This window comes from Staphylococcus sp. LKG3-1, assembly GCF_048568385.1.
GTDB lineage: Bacteria > Bacillota > Bacilli > Staphylococcales > Staphylococcaceae > Staphylococcus > Staphylococcus saprophyticus.
This window is the reverse complement of record NZ_CP183796.1, coordinates 1,909,264-1,929,748: the sequence shown is the minus strand read 5'-3', so window position 1 is coordinate 1,929,748 and position 20,485 is coordinate 1,909,264. Positions and strand designations below refer to the sequence as shown.

The following is a 20,485-nucleotide window of genomic DNA, read 5'->3' as shown; positions in this document are numbered from 1 at the left end:
AAACTAGGAATACCTATGATGACCCGATGAATACCCATTTAATCGGGGTAATGTTATAATTTTACAATATACAATTTTAAATTTTTATTTGGAAAAATAGAATTAGCGCGCCATAAATGGTAAATTGTATTATAGGGAAATGCGTAGAATTTAATGTAAATGTACTACAATATAGAAATGAGGTTTATAAATATGGCTAGAAAAGTTGTTGTAGTCGATGATGAAAAACCAATTGCTGATATTTTAGAATTTAATTTGAAAAAAGAAGGCTACGAAGTATTTTGTGCCTATGATGGTAACGATGCAGTCGATTTAATCTATGATGAAGAACCAGACATCGTGTTATTAGACATTATGTTACCTGGTCGCGACGGCATGGAAGTTTGTCGTGAAGTACGTAAAAAATACGAAATGCCAATTATCATGTTAACAGCGAAAGACTCAGAAATTGATAAAGTATTAGGTCTTGAGCTAGGTGCAGATGACTATGTGACGAAACCATTTAGCACACGTGAATTAATCGCGCGTGTTAAAGCCAACTTACGTCGTCATTATTCACAACCTGCACAAGAAGTTAATGATGCGTCCAATGAAATTACAATTAAAGATATCGTCATCTATCCAGATGCATACTCTATTAAAAAACGTGGCGATGATATCGAATTAACACACCGTGAATTTGAATTATTCCATTACTTATCTAAACATATGGGACAAGTAATGACACGTGAACATTTATTACAAACTGTTTGGGGTTATGACTATTTTGGTGATGTACGTACAGTAGACGTAACAATTCGTCGTTTACGTGAAAAAATCGAGGATGATCCATCTCATCCAGAATATATTGTGACACGTCGTGGTGTTGGATATTTCCTCCAACAACATGAATAGAGGCACATATTAATGAAATGGCTTAAACATTTTCAGTCCTTACACACGAAATTGGTTATTGTCTATGTATTACTCATTATAATCGGTATGCAAATTATCGGTTTATATTTTACGAATAGTCTAGAAAAAGAATTAACACAAACATTTAAAAATAATATTTCGCAATACGCGAAACAAATTGAAATTAATATAGAAAAAGTCTATGACGAAGATAATGCAATTAATGCTCAAAAAGAAGTTCAGAACTTACTTAATGAGTATGCGAATAGACAAGAAATAGAAGAAATCCGCTTTATAGATAAAGATCAGATTATCATGGCTACTTCGAAGCAGTCTACGCGTAGTCTAATTAATCAAAAAGCGAATGACAATTCCATTCAAAAGGCGCTGTCACTCGGTGAAATCAATAGCCATACCGTATTAAAAGACTACGGTAATGGTAAACAACGTGTGTGGGTATACAACCTGCCTGTGAAAACATCAAACGATGGCACAATTGGTGATGTCTATATTGAAGCGGACATCAATGATGTGTATAACCAATTGAGCAATATCAATCAAATCTTTATCGTTGGTACAGGGATATCACTATTGATTACCGTGATACTTGGTTTCTTTATTGCGCGTACCATTACAAAGCCGATTACAGACATGCGGAACCAAACCGTTGAAATGTCTAAAGGTAACTATACACAACGTGTGAAAATCTATGGTAACGATGAAATCGGTGAGCTCGCACTCGCCTTTAACAATCTGTCCAAACGTGTTCAAGAAGCACAAGCGAATACCGAAAGTGAGAAACGCCGTCTCGATTCCGTTATCACACATATGAGTGACGGTATCATTGCAACCGACCGTCGTGGCCGTGTGCGCATTGTCAATGACATGGCACTCACTATGATGGGCACAATGAAAGAAGACATTATCGGTGACCACATGCTTAAAGTGCTTAAACTCGAAGAAGATTTCTCATTAGATGAAATTCAAGAAAATAATGATAGCTTCTTATTAGATATTAATGAAAATGAAGGTATTATTGCCCGGGTTAACTTTAGTACGATTGTACAAGAAACTGGTTTTGTGACAGGTTATATTGCCGTGCTACATGATGTAACAGAACAACAACAAGTAGAACGCGAACGCCGTGAATTCGTTGCGAACGTGTCACATGAATTACGTACGCCACTGACTTCCATGAACAGTTATATCGAGGCACTCGAAAGTGGTGCTTGGAAAGATGGCGAATTAGCACCACAATTCCTATCCGTTACACGTGAAGAAACAGAACGTATGATTCGTCTTGTTAATGACCTATTACAATTATCTAAAATGGACAATGAATCAGAGCAAATTACCAAAGAAATTGTCGACTTTAATATGTTTATTAATAAAATCATTAACCGCCATGAAATGTCAGCAAAAGATACGACATTTGTGCGTGAAGTACCAACCGAAACCATCTTTACGGAAATCGATCCAGATAAGATGACCCAAGTGTTTGACAACGTCATAACGAACGCGATGAAATACTCTCGTGGCGATAAACGTGTCGAGTTTCACGTGAAACAGAATACGTTATATAATCGTATGACCATTCGTGTGAAAGATAATGGGATTGGTATTCCAATTAATAAAGTAGATAAAATATTTGACCGCTTCTATCGTGTAGATAAAGCACGTACACGTAAAATGGGTGGTACAGGTTTAGGCTTAGCCATTTCTAAAGAAATCGTTGAAGCACACAACGGTCGTATATGGGCAAACAGCGTAGAAGGACAAGGCACGTCAATCTTTATTACACTTCCTTGTGAAGTTCTAGAAGATGGTGATTGGGATGCGGAGTAAAGAATTAATTAAATCGATTATCCTCATCCTTCTTGTCTTAATGAGCGTCGTGTTAACCTATATGACTTGGAATTTCTCACCTGATTTAGCCAATGTAGATAACCAAGGTAGCAACAGCAAAGATTATGAGCCCAATTCAATTGGCAAACCGTTGAATCAAGGTATGGATCAAATCATTACACCCTATCAAGTGGTTCACTCTAAAGGTGACCAGACTGAAGGCATGGAAGCGACAAAGCAAAATATCGAAACCATATTAAAGCCATTAAAGAACCATCGCGTATTGCATGCTGAACAAATGCACAGCAACCACAACTTAATCATTCCAGATTTAACGGATGAGTTTCTCGTACTTGATTTCAGCTATGACATGCCATTAGCAACCTACTTAGGACAAGCGCTGAATATCGATGCCAAAGTACCGAATAATTTTAAATTCGATCGACTTATCATCGACAATAACAAAGATGGCAATGTGAAACTTTATGCGATTAGTAGCGATAGACATAACGTTGTGCGTATGACCACTTCCGCAAAATTAAATAACTTAAAAAAAGTGATGCAATCACAACATAAAAAAATGCAGCCATACTCAGAAATCATAACGAATAAAGATACGATTGATAGAGCGACACATATCTTTGCACCAAAAGCACCAGAAGCGATGAAATCATATCATACGATTTACAACCGCATCAGTGTTGATACGATGAACTCTATATTATTCAATGATTCTGTCGTTGTACGTAGTACGAAGAGCAGTACCGCAACCTATAACAATAATACAGGTGTGGCGAATTATAATGATGAAACTGAAAAGTATCGTTATACTAACCTCTCAGAAGATGAAAACCGTTCAACTAACATGCAAGATAGTATACCAAGTACCTATGACTATATTAATAACCACGGTGGTTTTACTGATGATTATCGTTTATTCAATATAGATAATAAAAATGGGGAACTTACCTATCAAATGTTCTTAAACGGTCGTCCAACATTTAACGATGAAAATTTAAACAATATCAAAGTATCTTGGGGAGATAAAGGCGTCTTCAGTTATGCACGTGCATTGCTTAAAGCCAATGTCACAATTGACAGTGGCGGAGACGAAACGAAATTGCCTGGTGTTGAAACGGTACGTTCAGAGTTGGCCAACAACCCAGAAATTAACTTTGAAGATGTGACGAACATGACGATTGGTTACAGAATGGAAGAAAAACCAGATAAAAGTGATATTGAAATTCAACGCAATAGCGAATTTAAACCACAATGGTATGTACAATATAACGGTGAATGGCGTGCATACGAAGATGGGAGGCTAGAATAAATGAACTGGAAACGAGCCAAAACCTTATTTATTTTCGTGTTTATTCTAGTCAATATTAGCTTAGTGATTATTTATATTGATAAGGTGAATAAATCGCATATCAATGATAGCGAAGAAGAAAATGCTGTGAATTTTAAACAAGAAGAAATTACAATTCCTGATAACCTTCCAAGTGTTAAAGGTTTGAAAATGCAATTATTGACTGCACGGTCATTTGATTTTTCATCTTATGCAAAATCACGCTCTGAGATCTCAAGTGAAGAGTCCGGTGCCAGAGCAAAAGGCGATATCAATAATGCGGTCGATGTCGGAAATGATCAATATACCGCATTAAAATCCTACGTCAAAGACAATGTCTATAAAGGTAAGAATTACGAAATGAGTAATATTGATAACGACAAAGTGACCTTTGAACAAACGTATCATGACTATCCAATTATGAACAATAATAAAGCGAGACTTGAGTTTAACGTCAATAATGATGGTAAAGCAACGAGCTATAAGCAAACCGCAATGAAATCGATTGCGCCATCAGAAGGTGCGAATAACGATAAGAAACAAGTGAACTCAGCTAAGAGCGCCATAGAAGCACTGTATTATAATCGTTACTTGAAGCGGAATGATGAAGTAACCAATGCACGACTTGGCTACTATACCGTTGTTAAAGAGCCGAACGTACAAGTACTCGAAGCCAATTGGGAAATTAAAGTCAAACACGGCGATAAGATTAAGACCTACTATGTTGAAGCCGTATCAGACAGCCCAAAAATTATTGAAGAATAATGTGAATTACTTAAGCACACCTTTTGAAGGTGTGCTTTTTTTGGATTGTTTGAGTTTTGTTTGAGAATTTTTGAAAAAGATGCTTGTTAAAATAAACAATATACACAGAAGTGAAGTCAAAAGTATGTTAAAATTAAATACTGTTAATAACGTGTTATGGAAAAGTTAAATAACGCGAAAAGATATTATAAAAAAAGTCGAAATCATGTTGATTTATCATTGAGAAGATAATCATAAGATGGTTAATATTTTAGAAAAGTGCAGTATGCTTGTAACTTTTATAACGATATAAGGAAAAGTTATGATAGCGTTGCTGATTGCACTTTACAAATAGCATTAATTAGACAGAGGGCAAGTTGACGGCACATAAACCGTAGTCTGCCCAGCAATAATAACGTTAAACAATGTTTATAGATTAGAAAGGGTGAATCGCTTGATACGTATGAGTGTATTAGCGAGTGGTAGTACAGGAAACGCCACTTATGTGGAAAGTGATAAAGGCAGTATCCTTGTCGACGCAGGTTTGACAGGAAAGAAAATGGAAGAACTATTTGGACAAATAGACAAACAGATACAAAATTTGAATGGTATCTTGGTGACGCACGAGCATTCGGATCATATTAAAGGACTCGGGGTGTTAGCACGTAAATATAAGTTGCCAATTTACGCCAATGAAAAAACATGGACAGCCATCGAAAAGAAAGACAGCAAAATTCCAATGGACCAAAAATTTATCTTCAATCCATACGAAACAAAATCATTAGCCGGATTCGATATCGAATCGTTTAACGTGTCACACGATGCCATTGATCCACAATTCTATATCTTCCATAATAACTATAAGAAATTTACGATTTTAACAGACACAGGTTACGTCTCAGATCGCATGAAAGGCATGATTCAAGGCAGCGATGCATTCGTCTTTGAAAGCAATCACGATGTGGATATGCTACGCATGTGCGGTTACCCTTGGAAGACCAAGCAACGTATCCTCAGCGATATGGGCCATGTTTCCAACGAAGACGCAGGTCGTGCCATGACAGACGTCATCACGGGTAGTACCAAACGCATTTACCTGTCCCATTTATCACAAGACAATAATATGAAAGATCTCGCACGCATGAGCGTCGGTCAATTACTTAACGAAAATGATATCGACACAGAAAAAGAAGTACTTCTGTGCGATACCGACAAAGCCAACGCCACACCAATATATACGTTATAAGGTATAGAGTCCCTAACATCTATGATGTTTAGGGACTCTTAATGCATTAGTATAAGCTAATGTAATCCAATATTTTCGTAGTCCCACCCTCGCAAGGATGAGTTTTTTAAAAGAATGCAATTGCTCTAGCATTTGCATAAGCACTACTAATCTTTATAAATAAAGAAGTAATGCTTTAAAAGCTTTATATAAGCGTATTTAGAAACCAGTCATCTATGCGCATCAATAGACATGTTGAATAGCGTATAAAGAGGGACTATTAATGCATAAGCTAATGTACTGGTTGGTATATGAACAGACTTAACTGGAAAAGTTTAGCGACTACTTAAGGAACTCACATAATAGACATCATTTAAGATTCATATTTAGCCTATATCTCATAAGGAGATATAGGTTTTTTTGTTAGCCGTCATCATAAATCGTACATGGTTATACAACCCTATGTCTTAACACAGATTAAATATACAGTAATCGAATAAATATAACCAGGGGATAACTTAGCATTTTGTAAGGATTAGACAAGAATTTTATGAAGAAAAGGTTAAGTTTGTGAATAAGTATGTAAGACAACCGTCAACTTATCCACTGTTTTGTCCAAAGTTATCCAGAGATGTGCACAATTCACATAGAAATACCCACATTATACACAGGGTTATCCACAAATACACAGGTTATTCTTTCTTTTTTTGTTGATAAAACGTAAAAATTATTAAAAAGCAGTATACATTACTGTTATAATAAGAGGGGATAGTGTGAATAAGTGTATAACTTGTGGATAAGTCTAATAACTTATACTTTTTACTAAACTCGGAGGATAAAAATGAAGATAACAATACTCACAGTAGGTAAATTAAAAGAGAAATACTGGAAACAAGCCATTGCAGAATATGAAAAACGTTTAGGTGCCTATTCGAAAGTAGAAATCATCGAAGTTCCCGATGAAAAAGCACCAGAAAACATGAGCGATAAAGAAGTAGAACAAGTTAAGGAAAAAGAAGGCCAGCGTTTATTAGCAAAAGTAAAACAGCAGTCCACAGTCATCACATTAGAAATCAAAGGCAATATGTTGACGTCTGAAGATCTGGCAAAAGAAATAGAAAGTCGTATGACACGTGGCCAAAGCGACTTTACATTCATTATTGGCGGATCCAACGGTCTGCATAAAGGCGTACTAGACCGCAGCGACTACGCACTATCATTCAGCAAAATGACCTTCCCACACCAAATGATGCGCGTGATATTGATAGAACAAGTTTATCGTGCGTTTAAGATTATGCGCGGCGAAGCATATCACAAGTGATGCGGTTTATGATAGGCTTCTCCTTGTTAGTGATATTGCTAAAAATACCAAAATAAAATTGAATTTATTTTGGTATCAATACTTTATTTTAGTTTTTTGAGTCTTAAATCACCTGTGGTTTCGGCTCCAGTCCAATACTTTCCAGTCAATTCATTTTCTCCAACTATTAATCTTGTTGTTCCTCGATTAATAGGATTTTTCTTTTCGAATTCGGCTTTTGGATTTGTTATATAAGTATAGTACAATATATTTTTACCATGTTCTTCAATAATATCTGCTGTAATACTATTACTAGTAATTTCATCGCTTCTTAATTCAATATTTACTGTTAAAAAAGTTTGTTTTATTTCCACACTTACCTTTTTAATTCCACCTTCTTCATAGAAATATCTGAGTGTTGCCTCATAATCTCCTGATATATCTGCCTGCTTATTAAATATACGAAACAATTTCCACTTCCACATAAATTTTTCATACCCTATAGTAATAAATGTTGATATTGTTACAGTATAACTTATGATATCTATCCATCCTATTTGCCATACCGTACATGATACTATAATTAGTAACAAGAAAAAGATTCCTGTAAACCATCCTGTTATTTTAATCAAATGATTTATTTTGTCATTCATATTTTTTCTCACCACTATATTCAAAATAATTCTTTACATCTAGAATAAAATTTTTATAAACATTATTTTTTTCTTGAGAATCGCATAAATATAGAATGTCATTAGGTTCTTTAAATTCACTTAATTTATCTATATTATCTATTAAAAATGCAATTAATGCATTAAATGTATCACCTAACATTTCATCATTGCTATATTTGGAATCCGGTATGTTCCAAAACAAACCTTCAACTCCAAATGAAGAAGTTTGTTCTGCATTTCCATTTTTACTATCTATTAATTGATATCTTATTTCCTTTATTATTCTAACCATCTTTTTATATTTATAATTTGTATTGTTATTTTTTATAACACTATTATTTATATGCTGTTCGGGATAATTTATAATTCGTTCACCTTTATCTGAATAAATTGTGATTCCTCCAATGAAATTATTTGGATCATCCATATAATCATTACTATAATCTCTATATCTAAAACAAGGTACACAATCTGTTTCTTTACGGTGAGTATTGCCATTGATTCTAATTGCTTTATTACCTCTTCTTACCTCACTTCTTCCAAATCTTTCAATCAAAGCTTCTTCTACTTCATCTTTAAAATGATACGGAGGCTTATTACTAGAAACAAATTTATAATTTTCTCTAGTTTTACCTTCCCTATATTTATCAAAAAACTCACTTTCTTTTACCACTGCAATATCAACGTCACTATTTTGTCTTACATTGGTATTTGTTGCATACGAACCTTTCACAAATATACTTAGTTCATAATCTTTCGATGGATTAGTCATTTTAATTTGATATGATAGCGTATCTTCATTGTTTCTATGTATACCTTTTTTTGTTTCATACCCTAATGATTCCAGAGATTCTTGGATAATTCTTATTGCATTTTCACACTTTTCTTTTTCAGATTCTGACAATGGTTTAGAATATAATTTTAATTGTTCTTCAGTAAATAACAAATTTGCTCCCCCATTCGTACTCAGTTTAACTACATAATAATCTATACTTTTATAATTAGCTACTTAATATTACTTAAATAATACAACAAACAATATTTTTCACAAAGAAAATCACAAGAAAAATCACATAAAGACTTAATATTTGCTATATTTGTATAAAGGATAATATAGAGGTGGAATATAAATGGCGACAATCGGATTTGAAGAAAAGTTATGGCAAGCGGCAGATAAATTACGTGGAAGTATGGATGCAGCAGAATATAAAAATGTAGCGTTAGGTATTATATTTTTGAAATATGTATCTGATTCTTTTGAAGAGAAGTACGAGGAACTGTTAAATGATGAATATGCTGATGAAGAGGATAAAGATGAGTATTTAGCAGAGAATATCTTCTGGGTCCCTAAAGAAGCACGTTGGCAATATATTAACGATAATTCAAAGAAACCAGAAATTGGTCAAATTATTGATAAAGCTATGATAGCAATTGAAAGAGAAAATGAGTCTTTAAAAGGCGTATTACCTAAAGATTACGCAAGACCAGCATTAGATAAAGAAAAATTAGGCGATATTATTGACCTATTTACATTCAAAGTTGGAGATTCTGAAAGTAAGAAGCAAGATATTTTAGGTCGTGTTTATGAATACTTTATCGCAAAATTTGCAAGCGCTGAGGGTAAGAATGCTGGGGAATTCTATACGCCTGCTTCAATCGTTAAATTACTTGTTGAAATGGTTGAACCTTATCAAGGTAGAATTTATGATCCTTGCTGTGGTTCAGGCGGTATGTTTGTACAAAGTGAGCGTTTTGTAGAGCGTCACCAAGGACGTTTAGATAATATTGCGGTTTATGGTCAAGAATCAAATCCAACCACTTGGAAATTAGCAAAAATGAACTTAGCTATTAGAGGTATTGATAGTGATTTAGGTGACCATCATGCTGACACGTTCCTTAATGATTTACATAAAGGGCTAAAAGCAGATTTCATCCTTGCTAATCCGCCTTTTAATGCAAGCGATTGGGGACAAGAAAAATTATTAGACGACCATCGTTGGAAATTTGGTATCCCACCAAAAGGAAATGCCAACTATGCGTGGATTGAACACATGATTTCTAAGCTAGCACCAAGTGGTACAGCAGGATTTGTTTTAGCAAATGGATCAATGTCTACGAGTGGTAAAGATGAATTAGAAATTCGTAAAAACTTAATCGAACAAGATTTAGTAGAATGTATTGTAACCTTACCTGGACAATTATTTTACTCAACACAAATACCAGTTTGCTTATGGTTCATTTCAAAAGATAAAGAAAAGAATGGGAAAAATGAACGTAAAGGAGAAGTTCTGTTTATTGATGCTAGAAATGTTGGAAGCATGGTATCTAGAACATTAAAAGAATTCTCAGATGATGAAATAAAAGATATATCAAGTGTCTATCATTCGTGGCGCGGTACAAATGATGACCAATATGAAGATAAAGCAGGCTTTTGTAAAGTTGCCAAAACTGAAGAAATCAAGGATAACGAATATATCTTAACACCTGGTCGTTACGTCGGTTTAGCAGATGCTGAAGAGGACTCAGAACCATTTGAACAAAAAATGGATCGAATTACAGCAGATTTAAGTGAACAATTTGCTAAATCAAAAGAACTCGAGGACCAAATCCGAAAATCATTGGAGGGATTAGGTTATGGAGTTTAAAAAGATAATATTAGAAAATTGTGTTAACGATATTATAGATTATAGAGGTAAAACCCCAAAAAAATTAAAAGGTGAATGGAATGAAAAGGGGACCTTTCGAGCCGTTTCAGCAAAGAATATAAAAAATATGCAACTAGTAAATTTAGAAAGTTTAAAAAAAGTAGATAATGAATTATATAAAAAATGGATGAAAAAAGAAGTTAGTAAAAATGATATTCTTTTAACTTCTGAAGCACCTTTAGGAGAATCATTATTTTGGGATTCTGATGAAAAGATAGTTCTTAGCCAACGAGTATTTGGCTTAAAACCAAATACTGACATAGTAAACCCAAAGTATTTATTTGCTTATTTACAAACCCCAAAATTTAAACATGAATTAACATCAAGAGAAAGTGGAACTACAGTTACAGGAATTAGAAGAAAAGAATTAGAAAAAACAATAATAGAAGTTCCTTCTCAAAATATACAAAAATTTATAGGTGATTTATTTTATATCACGAATAAAAAAATTAAAAATAATCAAAACATCATAGCAAACCTTGAAGAACTTTCACAAACACTATTCAAACATTGGTTTGTTGATTTTGAATTCCCTGATGAAAATGGAAACTCATACAAATCAAGCGGCGGAGAAATGATTGATAGTGAATTGGGAATTATACCAAAATTATGGAATATAAAAAGGCTTTCTGATATTTGTATTGTTACTGATGGTACGCACGATTCTCCTAAACAGACTACAGAGGGTTACCCTTTAGTAACTTCTAAACATTTAAATAAATTTGATATTGATTTTTCGACAACTAAATTAATATCAAAGGAAGATTTTACTAGTATAAATCAAAGAAGCAAAGTTGAAAAAAATGACATATTATTAAGTATGATTGGAACTATTGGTAAGCTACACTTCGTAAATTCCAATAGCATAAATTATGCTATTAAAAATGTAGGGTTAATTAAGACATCACAAATAGATTATAGTACATATATTTATAACTACATAAACTCACAAAATACAATAGATTATATTCAACAGAGAACGTCTGGTAGTACACAGCAATATATAAGTTTGAAAAATTTACGATCAATTCCAATAATTTCACCGACAAGTAACATTTTAAAAACATACATTGATAGAAATAATAATTTTTTCGAAAAAATAAATCAAAAAATCAAAGAAAATGTTAAATTAATTGAACTCCGTAACACATTGCTACCAAAATTAATGTCGGGTGAACTAGAAATACCTGACGATATCGAGGTGAATGAAGATGAGCTTTCAATTTAGTGAAGATGATTTAGAACAAGTTGCTCTTGAATGGTTTGAAGAACTTGGTTATACAGTTAAAAAAGGTCGTGAAATTAGTGAAACAGGTATTACGCCTGAACGAGAAAGCGACAAGGACGTTGTACTTGATAATCGTTTAGAACGCGCATTAAGACGCATTAATCCAGATTTACACAATAATGCAATTCAACAAGCAATACATGAAATCTCCATAGAAAAATCACCAAATTCAATTGAAAATAATCGAATATTCCATGAAATGCTCACGAATGGGATTGAAGTAGAACATTATAATGACGATGGGGAAACAATCAATGATTTAGTTTATGTATTTGATTTTAATAATCCAGAGAATAACAACTTCCTAGCTGTGAATCAATTGACCGTAGTAAATGGTGATTATAATAAACGACCAGATGTTGTATTATTCATTAATGGTTTACCTGTTGTTGTGATTGAGCTTAAGAGTTCGACTAATGAATCTGTGGGTATAGAAGATGGCTATCATCAATTAGAAACTTATAAAATGAGAATTCCTCAATTATTTAATCACAATGCTGTATTGGTGACAAGTGATGGTATTAATACAAAAGCGGGCTCTATGACTGCAGATTATGATCGTTTTATGACGTGGCGTACAAAAGATGGTAAGACCGAGACTTCATCTTCGATGGCGAGTTTAGATGTATTAATCCACGGTATGTTAAATAAAGGAGTTTTACTAGATTTAATTCGTCATTTTATACTATTTCAAGATGATGGTAAAGGCCATGTTGTTAAAATCTTAGCTGCTTATCATCAATATTATGCAGTAAATAAAGCTGTCGATCGTGCAATGGAAGCCACATCTCATCAAGGTGATGGTAAAGGCGGCGTGATTTGGCATACACAAGGCTCTGGTAAGAGTTTGACGATGGTTTTCTTTTCAGGAAAATTAATTCAAAAGTTAAATAACCCTACTTTAGTCGTTGTAACAGACCGTAATGACCTAGACAATCAATTATATAGTACATTTGTAAAATCTAAGGGTCGTTCTGGTAAAGGATTATTAAGACAGACACCTAAACAAGCAGATTCTCGTAAAGAGTTGAAAGAACTATTGTCAGTTGCATCTGGAGGTATTGTATTTACAACAATGCAGAAATTCGAACCAGAAGAAGGCAAAGTTACTATGGATGCCTTAACAGAACGTAGAAATGTTATTGTAATGGCCGATGAAGCACACCGTACACAATACGGTTTTAGCGCATCTTACGACGAAAAAGGTGAAGGTATTAAATATGGTTATGCCAAATATTTAAGAGATGCTTTACCTAACGCTTCATTTGTTGGATTCACTGGAACTCCTGTATCTTCAACAGACAAAAATACGCAAATGGTATTCGGTAATTATATTGATGTGTATGATATGACACAAGCTGTTGAAGATGGTAGTACGGTTAAAATTTATTATGAGAGTCGAATAATCCCATTAAATTTACCGACTGATTTAGATATTGATGCAGCTTATGATGATATTACTTCTGGTCAAGAAGACGACGTAAAATCACGTTTGAAGTCTAAATGGTCTCGCATAGAAGCATTATCAGGCTCAGAACAACGTGTTCATGCTTTAGCAACTGATATTATCAATCACTTTGAAACAAGACAAAAAGCGATGAAAGGTAAAGGCATGATTGTCACAATGAGTCGCCGTATAGCGGTTGATTTATATGATGAAATTGTAAGGTTAAAACCTGAATGGCATTCAGATGATGATAACCAAGGTGTTATCAAAGTTGTGATGACAGGTTCCTCAAGCGACCCTAAAAACTTCCAGAGACACATTGGTCCTAAAAAAAGAAGAAACTTACTGGAAAGCCGTATGAAAGATGTTGAAGATGAACTACAACTCGTTATCGTGAGAGATATGTGGTTAACAGGTTTTGATGTACCCTCTATGCACACGATGTATATCGATAAGCCTATGCAAGGCCATAATCTAATGCAAGCAATTGCACGTGTGAATAGAGTGTTTAAAGACAAACCTGGTGGCTTAATTGTGGACTATGTAGGTATCGCTGAAAGTCTTAAAGAAGCTTTAAAAGAGTATACAGATTCTGATAAAGAACAAACCGGTGTTGATACAGATAAAGCATTAGAAATTATGTTAATGAAATACGATGTTATTCAAGATATGTTATATAATCATGATTATTCTGACTTCGAATCAGATAAAAAATCTGATCGATATAATGTAATCTCAAGCACGATGGATTATGTAATTGGCTTAGGTGAAGAAGAAAGACAAAGATTTGTGAATACAGTCACTGAACTTGGTAAAGCATTCGCGTTATGTGCAACAGAAGAAGCAGCTCAAGAATTAAATAGTGAAATTGCGTTCTTAAAAGCCGTTAAAGCAGGCATCATTAAATTATTAGCCCCACCACCAGGAGATGATGAACGTAAAAAATCCCCAGCTGAAGTTGAAGCTGAAATTAATCAGTTGATATCAAAATCCGTTGTAACTGAAGAAGTTGTAGATATATATCAAACACTCGGTTTAGAAAACCCAGATATCTCTATTTTATCTGACGATTTCTTAAAAGATGTAGAAGGATTACAACAGAAAAATGTAGCAGTTGAATTATTGAATAAATTACTTAAAGGGCAAGTTAAGTCATTAATGAAAACGAACGCAACCGTATCTAAACAATTTTCTGAGATGCTAAGTAAATCTATTCAAAAATACAATAACCGTTCTATTGAAGCTTCCAAGGTCATTGAAGAACTGATTCAAATGGCAAAAGAAATTAATCAAGAGCAGCAACGAGGTAAAAATTTAGGCTTGAGTACAGAAGAAATTGCTTTTTATGATGCATTAGCTTCACATGAAACAGCTAAAGAAGCTTTGGGCGATAAAGAGTTAAGAGCCATTGCACATGAATTAACTAAAACCGTTAAGGATAATATGAGTGTGGATTGGTCTAAACGTGATAGTGCCAAAGCTAAAATGAGAGTACAAGTTCGTAGATTATTAAAGAAATATGGCTATCCACCAGATCTTCAGAAAATAGCAGTAGAACAAGTAGTAGAACAAGCAGAATTAATGGCAAGTCAGCAATAAAAAAATAATTGAGCATCTTCCAAGTAAAGCGGAAGATGCTCGTATTTTTAACTATATTTATACTTCTATTTTAATAATTTAAATGTAAATGATACTTTAAAATCTTATTTTTTATTAGGATCGATTACTTCCAATATAATGAAAATAATTAAGATAATTCTATTACTAAAAAAATTATCTATATGGGTATTCGTATTCAACCTAGTGGTTTTATTGTCCAATCTTTTCGTGCATAAGGATTTAATGGATGCATGATTTCATTTGTTTGAGGATTTGTTAATATGTTGATTTTCTTACTGTGAGGTTTTAACATGTCTAATACATCATTCACTCGTTTTTCTACAAGGGGTTTCTTTCCGTAGGAACCCCAAGCCAATAAAACACTATCGGCTTCTTTGACTGCTTTCATAATATGAATATCCGTATGCTTGTCATGGCTGTTTTCTATATGTTTTAAATTAATGGGTGTATCTATATTTGAAAAAAGGTTTATAAAATTAACACCACCATATTCATCTTTTTCAGCTACTTTATTGATAATTAGTTGTGTTGTAAGGTCAACATTAATAATGCCATCATAATGAGGGTACATCGTTATAATTGTGAGTACTTCTTTATCAATATCCCAAGTTTTCTTGAGAAGATAACGATGCATTTTATCCTCACTAAATATCGCTTCTGTTTCTAATACACTTTTGATTGATTTCATTTTTACCTAACTCCTTTGTTTAATATTCTTCTGGTAACAACATGACGTAATAAGAAAGGTCTACATCATCTTCTCGGATAATGTAGACCTTATTAATATTGATAGCTTTTGAATAATTTGCCTTATGAATTTTTACGTACTCTGGACGTTCTTGCTTATGTTTGATGTATAATTGACTATTATGCATATTGAACTGGAAAATATGAAAGTAATCAATCTCTTCTAGTTCCTTGAATTGTTCGTTTTCGCGTTGCGCTACAAGTTTCCATAATTGTTGCTGTAACATTGCTGGCAAGTAATTGGCAATACCACGTGTAATATAACGTTCCATGCTCATTTCTCCTTTTCGATATCTTTCATTATTGTAATAACTTCTGTAATGACTGTGACGCTTATCTGAGCTATGTGTATCCATTTATTCATTATTATGATTCTCCTTTTCAAGTAAGTGTCTTTGATCTAGTAGTGGCATAACTGTGTTATGAAGATATAAGAAGTCCATATCGTTTGTTTCATCAATATAACCAATCGCAATAAGTTGTTTCTGATAGTAGAGGATAAAGGGGTATATATGTCTTTCGTGAAGTGTATCAGAGTAGTAAGTATACGTATGAAGGATTTTATTGGTAAGTGGGCCAAGTCTTACATATTGGTCAGGAAGGATATTATCTGCCACTTCCTCGATAGATTCACATTCCCATTTTTCGTCCTTTGGTAGATTAAATAAGTTGATTATATAGTGCTTGAGTTGTTGTTCTAGTGTCATCATTATGACCTCCTAATGTGTTTGATGGATGTATGCATGTGATACATCATTTTGATAATATAAGTTTGAAATAATGTTTGTTTCGCTTAGAAATCCCACTGAAATACAGAAAATATCCCAATCGAAAATCATCACAATTGTTGAGATGACAAGGAAATCCCATTATCCCGCTCATTTCTCGGGAAATATAGCTATATATTTATATATGATTTGGATTTGTAGATGTCAGTACGACTTACTTTTTCTTTTTATATTATTTATTTATAAATAATAACGGGATTTTGGGATTACGCTTGCGTAATCCTTCTCCCATATGAAGTTAGCCAATCCCGTTACTATCCCACTCATATTTTATTTTGGGATGTTCTTTCGTCATATCAATATAAGCTTCACATTGAGATATGACTGGTTAGCGTGTTGAATATATTTGTTAGATAGGTGTTATTGAATGACGAAAGGACAGTACATAGATATTAGATTTGAAGAAAGAGTGTTTGAGGCAAAAATAAAGACGAAGTGCTGAGGAGCACTTCGTCGAGTGGAGTGTTATTGAAAAGTTGTTTAATAATTTCATTATTGAGTTTGAGTGTAACGTAGAACTGTTTTTTATGATTACCGTCTTTACGAATATCGATACGATCAATGACCGTAAGGTATAATGCCTTGAGTTGCGATTTATCCATGGATTCTATGTTTTGAAATATATGACGTAAGATAATGGATATTTGCTTCGTATCGTAAGATGGTTTTTCTTGGTTTTGTTGGTGCTTGAGCTGATTAATTTGATTTGTAATGTCATTGAGTTGTGTTTCATATTGATGAATGGTTGGTTTGATTGCAGATGTTAAGTCTGGATTGTCTTCGATGGTTTGAACGAGATTTTTAAGTTTAGTGTTAATTTCATCAAATTGTTGTTGTTTATAAGCAATATCATGGTTAAGTGCTGCTACATCTACATGATTCTCTTGATTGACGCGTTCGACAACTTGCTTGAGAACTTTATCGCTTTTGACAACTTCGAGTATTTGATCCATAACATATTTTTCTATGACATCAGCTCTAACACTATTGGCAGAACACACTTTTGAACCTTTATTGCGAAAGTTACTACATGAATAATACCGAATGCGTTTTTTAGTACCGTCTTTGAGTGTATTGGTTGTATTTGAAGCTGCATATGCCGCGCCGCATTTCTCACAAAAAATTATTCCAGTTAGCAGATTTGTTCCTTTACCATGTACCTGTGGCTTTTTGCTTACTTGCTTCTTACGTGCTTGGACTTTATCCCATAAGTCTTTGCCAATAATAGGGGCGTGCTTACCTTCAGCGATTACTGGCTTATCATTCAAGCCTTTACGACGTTTATCATTCCAATCTTTGTATTTCGCGAATTGGATTTTACCAATATAGAATGGGTTTGAGAGAATATAAGTAACAGCTGAAATACTAAAAGGATTACCTTTCTTAGTGACATAACCTTTATGATTGAGTGCGTTGGCAATTTTACGATAACCATGACCTTTGGCGTAAGATTCAAAAATATATTTCACAATATTAGCTTCATGCTGATTAATCATCAAATCTTTTTTATTATCTGGTATATTAGAATATCCTAAAGGAATATTACCTTGGTAATAGCCTTCTAAGGCTCTTTGATGTTGTCCGGTGTAAATATTCTCTAAAATGGTATTTCTTTCAAATTCGGAAAAACTTGCAAGTATTTGTAACATGAGTTTACCAGAAGAAGTGTTGACTTCCATACGTTCAGACAAACTGAAAAATTCGACATTTTGTTTATGCAAATCTTCGACAATTTTGAGTAAGTCTGATGTATTACGTGCGAGTCGATTTGTTTTATACACCATAACACAATCAATATGACCTTTATCCGCATCATGTAACATACGTTGAAGTGCAGGGCGGTTCATAGACTTTCCTGAAATACCACGATCAGCGTATATATCTTTGACTTCGAAATGATGGAAGTTACAATATTCTTTGATTTGATTGATTTGACCGTCGATACTATAACCCTCTGCACTTTGCATTTCTGTTGATACGCGGACATAGATACCGACACGTTTTTGTTTGAGTTGTTGCATGATTTTTTCATCCTTTCTGATTAAGCAATCGATGATTGTGCTGTTTGATTGACGATGTTTAAGGGTTCATTTTTGAAATAGATACCCGTAAGTATTTTATTTTTGGTAATATGAATTTCATCAATGTAAGGGTACAACATGTTTAATGTGAAACGTTGTTGAATGACATTTTGTAAAGCCTTTTGAATTTGATGCGTATGGATTGATGTTATAGGTTTTGACTGTTGTCGAAATGATTGCGTTTGTTCTCTGAATGTTTCTGCATCAATTTTACCTTGGGCTAATTTTTCTATCAGTTGTTCTTGCGTGACTGTACTTTTAGCTTCTATGTCTTTTTGTTTTTTGAGTCGTTTTTGGATTGTATGGTTGATTTTTGAATACAGATGTTGATTTTGAAAGAAATCTTGACATGTAGCTAAGACACTTGTTTCTAATTCTTGTGCGTTGATCCCCTTGAATTCACAGACAAAACGAGATTCATTCAAATTTTGAGGACAGACGTAATAACGTAATGTATGGTTCTTTTTTCTAATTGTCATATTTGTGAGTGTTGAGCCACAACATGGACATTTGATTTTTTGTTTCAATTGATTGGCTGAAGGTGTTCTTTTGACATGCTTTTTGGACCGTAAAATCTGCGCTTGTTCATAGTTACTTATAGAAATAATGGATGGAAACATGTTGTCATATTGTCCATATTGATTGATAACGCGACCACAATAATTAGGATTCATGATAATAGCGCGTACTTGGTAGGGTTTACGATTAATGCATTTCTCGTCAGCTTCTAAGTACTGTGCAATTTTTTTATAACCATAGCCTTGAAGATAATAACTGAATACTGCTTTTACGGTTGGTGCCTCTGTGTTGTTTATCATGAAAGTACCGTTATGATAGTGATAACCAAAGGGTGCATGAGTCGTAATCAGTTTACCTTGTTTTGCTTTTTCTCGAAGGCCATTTTTGACTTGTTCACCAATATTATCTGATTCGAGTTCAGCCAAACTGATGAAAATATTGAGCTTCAACCGATCGAAAGCCTTATTCATGTCGAAGTAGCCATCACGAACACTTAAGATATGAACATGGTATTTTTGACACAATTTCATGAGTTTTAATGCATTTTTCAAATTACGATGAAGTCGATTTAGACGATAGCAACATAATACGTCACATTGTCCCTGTTGAATCAGTTCAGTAATTTGTTGATAACCATTCCGCTTATCAGTACGTCCTGATTGTTTATCGCTATAAAAGGTAATGTGTTGAATATTATGTTTTTCGGCTAATACCTTGATGGTTTGTTTTTGTGCTGCTAAGGATTGTTGCTTTGTAGTGCTCTGTCGTAAGTAACCCATTGCTTGTTTCATCCTGTTTCCTCCTTCCACAGTGATAATATATATTTATGAACGAATTTACACATAAGCCCAACACCAATCAGGTGTTGGGCGTTATTATTAGTCATCAGCGTGATTAATTTCTTCAATCACTAAATCAGCGAGTAATGTGATTAATTCGTCCATATGATTCAACCTCCAAATATCAAATTATATTGAATTGATAACATGTTGCATTGTTATTCGTTCTAGCCGTGTACTTGGGATAAAATGTTCAGTTATCTCTTTTTCATTCATGAATTCAGGGTACAAGTGATAAAATTTTAGTAGCTTCTGTTCTGTTTCATTTAACACATATTGTTGAATATGGTAGTATCTGTCGATATAATTAACGATAATAGATTTTTGATGATCATCGACTTCTACCGAATCAATTGTGTAATTTAATAAGTTGACGTTTGTTTTCATTTTTATGCCTCCGATTGATTTAATGAGCTACAAC

At 33.7% G+C, this 20,485-nt stretch carries 17 protein-coding genes; 9 read left to right on the top strand and 8 right to left on the bottom strand.

Annotation, left to right across the window (positions count from 1 at the left end):
- Positions 1 to 192: 192 nt before the first annotated feature.
- The 6 genes from yycF (at position 193) to rlmH (ending at position 7,377) form a co-directional block, all read left to right on the top strand.
- Positions 193 to 894: a response regulator YycF gene (yycF, locus tag ACM595_RS09565; protein ID WP_002481985.1), complete on the top strand. Its 702-nt coding sequence runs from the start codon at positions 193 to 195 to the stop codon at positions 892 to 894.
- Between the two features lie 12 nt (positions 895 to 906).
- Positions 907 to 2,739 (top strand): cell wall metabolism sensor histidine kinase WalK, encoded by a 1,833-nt coding sequence (gene walK, locus ACM595_RS09560; protein WP_037537341.1) that lies wholly within the window; start codon positions 907 to 909, stop codon positions 2,737 to 2,739.
- Positions 2,729 to 4,069 (top strand): two-component system activity regulator YycH, encoded by a 1,341-nt coding sequence (yycH, locus tag ACM595_RS09555; RefSeq protein ID WP_419744277.1) that lies wholly within the window; start codon positions 2,729 to 2,731, stop codon positions 4,067 to 4,069. Before walK ends, yycH begins: the two co-directional genes overlap by 11 nt.
- Positions 4,070 to 4,852: a two-component system regulatory protein YycI gene (locus tag ACM595_RS09550; RefSeq protein ID WP_075340069.1), complete on the top strand. Its 783-nt coding sequence runs from the start codon at positions 4,070 to 4,072 to the stop codon at positions 4,850 to 4,852.
- A 424-nt stretch (positions 4,853 to 5,276) separates the two neighbouring features.
- Complete coding sequence (locus tag ACM595_RS09545) at positions 5,277 to 6,077, top strand: MBL fold metallo-hydrolase (protein ID WP_002481989.1); 801 nt, start codon at positions 5,277 to 5,279, stop codon at positions 6,075 to 6,077.
- Positions 6,078 to 6,897: 820 nt separating this feature from the next.
- The gene (rlmH, locus tag ACM595_RS09540) at positions 6,898 to 7,377 is read left to right on the top strand and encodes a 23S rRNA (pseudouridine(1915)-N(3))-methyltransferase RlmH (RefSeq protein ID WP_069826013.1); all 480 of its coding nucleotides are present in this window, start codon (positions 6,898 to 6,900) and stop codon (positions 7,375 to 7,377) included.
- Between the two features lie 83 nt (positions 7,378 to 7,460).
- Here the strand turns inward: rlmH and ACM595_RS09535 are convergent, their stop codons facing one another.
- Complete coding sequence (locus tag ACM595_RS09535; protein ID WP_369077958.1) at positions 7,461 to 8,009, bottom strand: hypothetical protein; 549 nt, start codon at positions 8,007 to 8,009, stop codon at positions 7,461 to 7,463.
- Positions 8,002 to 8,976, bottom strand: a complete 975-nt coding sequence (locus ACM595_RS09530; protein ID WP_369077959.1) for a nucleotidyltransferase — start codon at positions 8,974 to 8,976, stop codon at positions 8,002 to 8,004. The genes ACM595_RS09535 and ACM595_RS09530 overlap by 8 nt, the downstream gene beginning before the upstream one ends.
- Positions 8,977 to 9,160: 184 nt before the next feature.
- Here ACM595_RS09530 and ACM595_RS09525 point away from each other — a divergent pair, with 184 nt between their 5' ends.
- Genes ACM595_RS09525 through ACM595_RS09515 form a run of 3 tightly spaced genes read left to right on the top strand, consistent with a single transcriptional unit; the run spans position 9,161 to position 15,069 of the window.
- On the top strand, positions 9,161 to 10,675 hold the full coding sequence (locus tag ACM595_RS09525) for a type I restriction-modification system subunit M (RefSeq protein WP_369077960.1): 1,515 nt from the start codon (positions 9,161 to 9,163) through the stop codon (positions 10,673 to 10,675).
- The gene (locus ACM595_RS09520; protein ID WP_369077961.1) at positions 10,665 to 11,963 is read left to right on the top strand and encodes a restriction endonuclease subunit S; all 1,299 of its coding nucleotides are present in this window, start codon (positions 10,665 to 10,667) and stop codon (positions 11,961 to 11,963) included. The genes ACM595_RS09525 and ACM595_RS09520 overlap by 11 nt, the downstream gene beginning before the upstream one ends.
- Positions 11,947 to 15,069, top strand: coding sequence for a type I restriction endonuclease subunit R (locus ACM595_RS09515; RefSeq protein WP_369077962.1), 3,123 nt, complete (start codon positions 11,947 to 11,949; stop codon positions 15,067 to 15,069). Before ACM595_RS09520 ends, ACM595_RS09515 begins: the two co-directional genes overlap by 17 nt.
- Before the next feature lie 196 nt (positions 15,070 to 15,265).
- Here the strand turns inward: ACM595_RS09515 and ACM595_RS09510 are convergent, their stop codons facing one another.
- The 6 genes from ACM595_RS09510 to ACM595_RS09485 form a co-directional block, all read right to left on the bottom strand.
- The gene (locus ACM595_RS09510; protein WP_217873978.1) at positions 15,266 to 15,778 is read right to left on the bottom strand and encodes a DUF1643 domain-containing protein; all 513 of its coding nucleotides are present in this window, start codon (positions 15,776 to 15,778) and stop codon (positions 15,266 to 15,268) included.
- Positions 15,779 to 15,797: 19 nt separating this feature from the next.
- Entirely contained in the window at positions 15,798 to 16,109 is a 312-nt protein-coding gene (locus tag ACM595_RS09505; protein ID WP_069855724.1) for a DUF960 family protein, read from the bottom strand.
- 84 nt (positions 16,110 to 16,193) lie between these two features.
- The gene (locus tag ACM595_RS09500) at positions 16,194 to 16,544 is read right to left on the bottom strand and encodes an SAUGI family uracil-DNA glycosylase inhibitor (protein ID WP_369080816.1); all 351 of its coding nucleotides are present in this window, start codon (positions 16,542 to 16,544) and stop codon (positions 16,194 to 16,196) included.
- Between the two features lie 473 nt (positions 16,545 to 17,017).
- On the bottom strand, positions 17,018 to 18,646 hold the full coding sequence (ccrB, locus tag ACM595_RS09495) for a cassette chromosome recombinase CcrB (protein ID WP_369077965.1): 1,629 nt from the start codon (positions 18,644 to 18,646) through the stop codon (positions 17,018 to 17,020).
- A gap of 20 nt (positions 18,647 to 18,666) precedes the next feature.
- On the bottom strand, positions 18,667 to 20,016 hold the full coding sequence (gene ccrA, locus ACM595_RS09490) for a cassette chromosome recombinase CcrA (protein ID WP_369080817.1): 1,350 nt from the start codon (positions 20,014 to 20,016) through the stop codon (positions 18,667 to 18,669).
- Positions 20,017 to 20,193: 177 nt separating this feature from the next.
- Entirely contained in the window at positions 20,194 to 20,451 is a 258-nt protein-coding gene (locus tag ACM595_RS09485) for a hypothetical protein (RefSeq protein ID WP_011302040.1), read from the bottom strand.
- Between the last annotated feature and the right edge of the window lie 34 nt (positions 20,452 to 20,485).